The organism is Cellulosimicrobium sp. I38E (assembly GCF_001647255.1).
Taxonomy (GTDB): Bacteria; Actinomycetota; Actinomycetes; order Actinomycetales; family Cellulomonadaceae; genus Cellulosimicrobium; species Cellulosimicrobium cellulans_E.
In genome coordinates this window covers 1-6,746 of sequence record NZ_LUAZ01000080.1, presented here as the reverse complement: position 1 = coordinate 6,746, position 6,746 = coordinate 1, and the positions used below count along the sequence as shown (strand labels likewise).

Annotated in this window: 4 protein-coding genes; all 4 read right to left on the bottom strand. The window is 76.5% G+C overall.

Annotated elements, in window-relative coordinates:
- On the bottom strand, window positions 1-783 hold a 783-nt coding region (locus tag A0J59_RS19550; protein ID WP_064317200.1), incomplete at its 3' end, for a polyprenol monophosphomannose synthase.
- Entirely contained in the window at window positions 780-2,516 is a 1,737-nt protein-coding gene (gene lnt, locus A0J59_RS19545; RefSeq protein ID WP_369799800.1) for an apolipoprotein N-acyltransferase, read from the bottom strand. The genes lnt and A0J59_RS19550, both read right to left, overlap by 4 nt.
- A gap of 274 nt (window positions 2,517-2,790) precedes the next feature.
- A complete protein-coding gene (locus A0J59_RS19540) occupies window positions 2,791-4,431 on the bottom strand; it encodes an amidohydrolase (protein WP_047233332.1) in 1,641 nt (546 codons plus the stop codon).
- A 129-nt stretch (window positions 4,432-4,560) separates the two neighbouring features.
- Window positions 4,561-6,606, bottom strand: a complete 2,046-nt coding sequence (locus tag A0J59_RS19535) for a DEAD/DEAH box helicase (RefSeq protein WP_369799799.1) — start codon at window positions 6,604-6,606, stop codon at window positions 4,561-4,563.
- Window positions 6,607-6,746: the final 140 nt, after the last annotated feature.

Here is a 6,746-nt window from a genome sequence, read left to right as displayed (position 1 = left end):
CCCCCGGACCGCCCCCGCGAGCTGGGCGGCGCGGCGTCGCGCACCCCACACCGTCACCTTCCACAGYGCCTCGGTGACGATCGCGCGGCTCATCTTCGACCGGCCCGCGGTGCGCTCGACGAACGTGATCGGCACCTCGACCACCCGCCCGCCCGCACGCACGACCCGCCAGGCCATGTCCACCTGGAAGCAGTAGCCGTGCGACTCCACGCTCGCGAGGTCGACGGCGCGCAGCGCGTCGGCGCGGTACGCGCGGAAGCCCGCCGTCGCGTCCCCCAGGTCCAGCCCGAGCGCGACGCGCACGTACACGTTCCCCGCCCGCGAGAGCACCTCGCGGTGCCACGGCCAGTTCTCCACCCGCCCGCCCGGCACCCAGCGCGAGCCGATGACGAGGTCAGCACCGTCGCCGGGCTCCCCCGCCGGGGCGAGCGCCGCGAGCAGGGACGGCAGCTGCTCGGGCTGGTGCGACCCGTCGGCGTCCATCTCGACCAGGACGTCGTACCCGGCGTCCAGGCCCCAGCCGAACCCCGCGACGTACGCGGCGCCCAGGCCCGCCTTGCCCGCCCGGTGCAGCACGTGCACGCCCGGGTCCGCGGCGGCCGCGGCGTCGGCGAGGTCGCCCGTCCCGTCCGGGCTCGCGTCGTCGACCACGAGCACGTCCGCGTCGGGCACCGCGGCGCGCAGGCGCGCGAGCGTGCCCGGCAGGGTCAGCGCCTCGTCGTACGTGGGCACGACGACGAGCACACGGCCCGGCGCGGCGGGCTCCCCGGGGCGCTCGCTCACCGCGCGTCGTCCCCGGTCGCAGCGGACGTCGCGGACGCCCGGACCGCGCGGCGCTCGCGGACGGCGCCCACGACCCCCGCCGCGAGCAGGCCGAGCGCAAGGATCTCGACGACGCGCCCGGGCCAGTCCCCCGCCTGCACGGCCGGGGTCAGGCTCGTGCGCAGCGGCAGGTCCGCGACGAGCTGGTCGGCGGTGAACAGCCCGGTGCTCTGCAGCAGGGTGCCGTCGGGGGCGATGACGCCGCTCACACCGACGGTCGAGACCTGCACGGTCGCGCGCCCGGTCGACACGGCGCGCAGCCGCGACATGGCGAGCTGCTGCGTGGACTCGGCGGTGTACCCGAAGGAGGCGTTGTTGGTCTGCACGACGAGCACCTCGGCGCCCGCGTCCACGGCGTCGTTCACGAGGCCGTCGTAGGCGACCTCGAAGCAGATGACGACGCCGAGCGGCACGGTGCGCCCGAGGCGCTCGGACGCGAGGTCGACGACCCCGGTCTCGGTGCCGGGGATCATGTCGATGCTCACGCGGTCGACCTGGTCGGAGAAGATCCGCAGCAGCGATCGCAGCGGGATGTACTCGCCGAACGGCGCGGGGTGCTGCTTGGCGTACCGGTCCACGACGCCCGCGCCGGGCTCCCACAGCAGCGACACGTTGTACCGGCCGCCGGTCTCGGGGTACTCCTGGGCGCCGACGAGGATCGGGGCGCCGACCTCGCGCGCGGCGTCGTCGATGGCGCGCGCGACGTCGGGCGCGGTCTGCGGGTCGAGGTCGGACCCGTTCTCCGGCCACAGCACGACGTCGAGGTCGCCGGGCTCCACCTGGTCCAGCAGCGCGACGGTCCCCTCCAGGTGGTTGTTCAGCACCTCCGCCCGGTTCGCGAACGACCCGAGGCCGGGCTCGCCCACGTTGCCCTGCACGGCGCCGACGGCGAGCGTCCCCGCCTCGGCGCGCGTGTCGAGCGGCACGAGCAGCGGCGCCGCGACGAGCGCGCCGGCCACGGCGACGGGGACGACGACGCCCGTCACGCCGCCGCGGCGGCGCACCAGCGCGAGGACGGCGACCGCGAGCAGCGATCCGGCGAGCGCGACGAGCAGGGACACGAGGACCTCGCCCCCGAGCCACGCCGCGCGCCCGAGCGGGGAGTCCGCCTGGGAGAACGCGAGCCGGCCCCAGGGGAAGCCCCCGAAAGGGACCTCGGTGCGTGCCTGCTCGACACCGACGAACAGCAGCGCGAACGCGACGGCCTGCGCACACGGGCGCCCGGCCAGCCACGGCCAGCGCCGCGCCCACACCCACGCGGCGCCGAGCACGGCGACGAAGCACGCCTCCATGACGGACAGCGCGACCCACGGCACGGTCTCGGTCGCGTAGTTGGCCCACCACAGGTGCGGCAGGAAGAACGCCAGGCCCCACACGAGCCCGACGAGGAAGCCCCACCGCGCACCGTCGCGGCGCAACGCCCAGAACAGCGCGGCGACGCCGACGAACGCGAGAGGCCACCACCCGCGGTCGGGGAACGCCGCGTCGCTGACCAGGCCGCCCGCGAGGGCCAGGAGCAGCGTGAGCGGCCGCGACGGCGTCCCGACCCGGGTGCGCGCGTCCGCCGCGCCGGGGACGTCGGGGCCGGTCTCCGTGGGTCCGGCCGCGGGTGCCGACGAGATCGTGGCGGGGGCGTCAGGTCCGACGGGGCGGGATCGCCCGGCCGGGGCGGCCGTGGGCTCGGGGGCGTGCACGGGTGCACCCTACGCCACCCACCTGCACGGACCCGGGTCCGCGGCGGCGGCCCAGCGGGTGAACGAGGGGTGGTGTGTGCGGGCCCGCGCGCCCTTCGGCCCGTACACCGCCGCCACCGGCGGAGCACGTTTTCTACTGAGCGCGCGGGCCCGGCCAGGTACCCGGCGCGGCACGCCGAGGGGTCGTCGTCGGTGGCTGATCCCCCTGCGGCCGCGGGGGCCGGAACACCCTGTCGAACCTACTCCGGCTCAGGGCCGTGTCAAGCGGTAGCGGTCAGACGAACGTGTCGAACAGGGGGACGCCGTCGCGCACGGTCTGCAGGCACCGCGGCCGCGGCACGTCCGGGCCGAGCTCCGGCAGGAGCGGCTGCCCGGCGCGCGCGTCCGTGCTCCACGACGACGTCGTGCGCCCGAGCGCACCCTGCACGACCAGGTGCTCGCCCCGCCACACCGCCAGGTGCGCGGGCGCACCGACGCGCAGCTGCCCGGCGCCCGTGTGGTCCAGCCCCGCGATGCGCCACCCGCCGCGCGTGTGCGCGCGGAACGCGGCCCGCGCCGAGATCTGCTGGTCCGGGTCCACGTGCGACATCGCCGCGAGCACGCCTGCCCACGGGTCGAGCCGCGTCACCGGCGCGTCCGACCCGAACGCGAGCGGGACGCCCGCGCCCGCGAGGTCCGCGAACGGGCTCAGGCCCTCGGCCCGGGTCGCGCCCACGCGCGCCGCGTACATGCCCTGCGGGCCGCCCCACGCGGCGTCGAACCCCGGCTGGATGCTCAGGCTCACCCCGAACAGCAGCAGGGAGGCCAGCGCCGACGCGTCTACGAACAGCGCGTGCTCCACCCGGTGCCGCGCCGCGCGCACCGCGCCCTGGCCGTGGACCTCCGCGGCGACCTTCAGCCCGAGGACGAGCTCGTCCATCGCGCGGTCCCCGATGACGTGGAAACCGCCCTGCGAGCCCGCCGCGCCCACCGCGGACAGGTGGTTCGCGATCTGCTCCGCGCTCAGGTAGAGGTTCCCGCGGTCGGTTCGGTCCGGCCCGTCCTGGTACGGCAGGCGCATCGCCGCGGTGCGCGACCCGATCGAGCCGTCCACGTTGAGGTCGCCCGCGATGCCCGCCAGGCCCGGCACGTCCGCGAGGAGCTCGCGCGCGTCGTCGACCGTGGTGCACAGCTCGCCCCGGTACCCGACGACGTGCGCCAGCCCCGAGGACGCCTCGCCCGTGAGCGCGAGCAGCTCGCGCAGCCCGGCCCGCGTGTCGATGTGCGGAGCGCTCATCTCGTGCACCGACACGATCCCCTGCTCCGCCGCGGCACGCAGCGCCGCCCGGTACAGGTCGGTGCGCCGCGCCGGCGACACGTCGCGCGCGACGTCCCGCGCGACGTGGTGCGCCTCCCCCGTGACCCAGCCCGACTCGTCCCACCCCGGCCGCTCCGCCAGGGCGCACCGCCGCGCGAGCGTCGTCGAGACCACGGCCGAGTGCACGTCGACCCGCGCCGCGTACACCGCGCGCCCGCCGGCGGCCGCGTCGAGCTCGTCGCGCGTCGGGGGGCGCCCCTCGGGCCAGGACCGCTCGTCCCACCCGAACGCGAGCACGACGTCGTCGTCCCCGACGTCCGCGGCGGCCTTCGCGACCGCCTCGAGCGCGGCCGCGAGGGTCGTCACGCCGGCGCTCGCGGACAGGTCGACGCCCGCGAGGGCGAGCCCGACCTCGAACAGGTGGACGTGCGCGTCGACGAACCCGGGCGCGACGAGCGCGCCGTCGAGGTCGATCACGCGGTCGGCGCGGGCGGCGAGCCCGTCGGCCGTGTCGTCGGCGCCGATCCAGGCGATGACGCCGTCGTCGACGAGGAGCGCTTCCGCGAACGGGTCGGCCGGGGAGTGGATCACGCCGCCGCGGTACAGGGTTGAGGCCACAATCCTTCACGATACCGCCACAACCGCCCGAACCTCACCCCTCCCGACCCCGCGTCCACGCAGGTGGGACCGGGTGTCGTGCACGTCACGCCGCCGCCTTCCCCGGCGCGGCCGTGCGCCGCCGTCGGCTCAGACGCTGGAGTACGCGACGACGCCGCGCCGCAGCTTCTCGATCGCCTGGTGCGCGGTGCGGCGCACCGCGGGGGTGGGCGCGGCGGTCGCGACCTGGTCGAGGACGTCGATCACCTGCTTGCACCAGCGCACGAAGTCACCGGCCGCGATCTCCGAGCCGCGCAGCACGGCGTCGAGGCTGCGGCCCACGGCCCACCGGTGCACGGCGGTGACGAGGCCCTCGTCGAGGGCGCCGGTCGCGTCGATGTCGTGCGCCTCCTCGAGGTCGTCCACCTCGGACCACACGCGCGTGGTCGCCTCGAGCGCGCGGGCGAGCTTGCCGTGGGGGCCGCCGGGGACGTCGGGCTCGCCGTGGTCCTCGCGCCGCCCCGCGTACACGCACGTGGACACCACCGCCGCGAGGGCGGGGGCGTCGAGGTCCTCCCACACGCCGCGGCGCAGGCACTCGGCCAGCAGCAGGTCGTTCTCGGCGTACAGGCGGCGCAGCCACTGCCCGTCGGGGGTGACGCGCAGCCCCGCTCGGACCGCCCCCCGTCCGCCCGCGCGGCCGGAGCCGTCCTCGTCGTCGGGGGACCCGCCCGCGGGTTCCTCCGCGTCCAGGGCGTCCTCGAGCGGAGCGACCGGGTCGTCCGCGACCTCGCCGGGGGCGAGGTAGCCGAGGGTGAGCAGCACGTCGCAGATGCGGTCGAACACGCGCGCGATGGACCCGGTGCGGCCCTCGACGCGGCGCACGAGCTGGTCGTGCTCCTTCTTGAGCCGCGCCCACCGCTCGGCCCAGCGGGCGTGGTCCTCGCGGTCGGGGCAGTCGTGGCACGGGTGGGCGCGCAGCTGCGCGCGCAGGCGCGAGAGCTCGGCGTCGTCCGCGGCGGCCGACCGGGAGCGGGTGGTGCGCCCGGGGCGCGCGCCGGGCTCGTCGAGCGCGCCGAGGGCGTTGCGCAGCGTGGACGCGAGGTCGCGGCGCTGCGCCGGGACACGCGGGTTGAACGACTTGGGCACCCTGACCTTGGCGACGGTGCGGATGCCGCCGGGCGCGTCGGCGACGGTGAGCTTCTTCACCTGCCGGTCCTGGGTGAGCACGGTGGGGCGCGGTCCGTCGAACCCTGCCCCCTCCCCCGGGTCGAGCACGACGACGTAGCCCGCGCGCCGCCCCGACGGCACCTCGACGACGTCCCCGGGTCGCAACCGCTCGAACGCGGCCACGACCTCCGCGCGGCGGGACCGGCTCGCGGCGCGCGACAGGTCGCCCTCGCGGGCGGTGATGCGCCGCCGCAGCGCGGCGTACTGGGCGAAGTCTCCCCGGTCGCACGTCATGGCCTGGGCGTACCCGTCGAGGGCCTCGGCGTGCGCCTGCGCCTGCTTCGCGAGCCCGACGACGCCGCGGTCGGCCTGGAACTGGGCGAACGACGTCTCCAGCACCTCGCGCGCCCGGTCCCGCCCGACCTGCGCGACGAGGTTGACCGCCATGTTGTACGTGGGCCGGAAGCTGGAGCGCAGCGGGTACAGGCGCTTGGACGCCAGGCCCGCGAGGTGCACGGGGTCGAGGCCCGCGTGGTCGACGACGACGGCGTGCCCCTCGACGTCGATGCCACGCCGCCCCGCCCGGCCGGTGAGCTGGGTGTACTCGCCGGGCGTGACGTCCACGTGCGCGGTCCCGTCCCACTTGACGAGCTTCTCCAGCGCGACGGACCGGGCGGGCATGTTGATGCCGAGCGCGAGCGTCTCGGTCGCGAACACGACCTTGACGAGGCCGCGGCTGAACAGCTCCTCGACGGTCTCCTTGAACACGGGCAGCATCCCGGCGTGGTGCGCCGCGATCCCGCGCGCGAGCGACTCCGTCCACGTCCAGTAACCGAGCACGTCCAGGTCCTCCGCGGGGATGGTCTCGGTGCGCTCCTCGGCGACGCGCCGGATCTCCGCCTCCTCCGCGGGCGAGGTGAGGCGCAGCCCCGCGGCCAGGCACTGCTGCACGGCACCCTCGCACCCGGCGCGGGAGAAGATGAAGTAGATCGCGGGCAGCAGCCCGTCGGCGTCCAGGGCGTCCACGACGGCGAACCGCGCCGGGTGCGAGGGTGCCGTGCAGCAGTGCCTGGCCGCGGGGCTGCGCCTCACCTCGCCCGCGGAGGAGGCGGAGATCCGGCGCGTCGCCGAGGAGCGCACCGAGACCATCCCCGCGGAGGACCTGG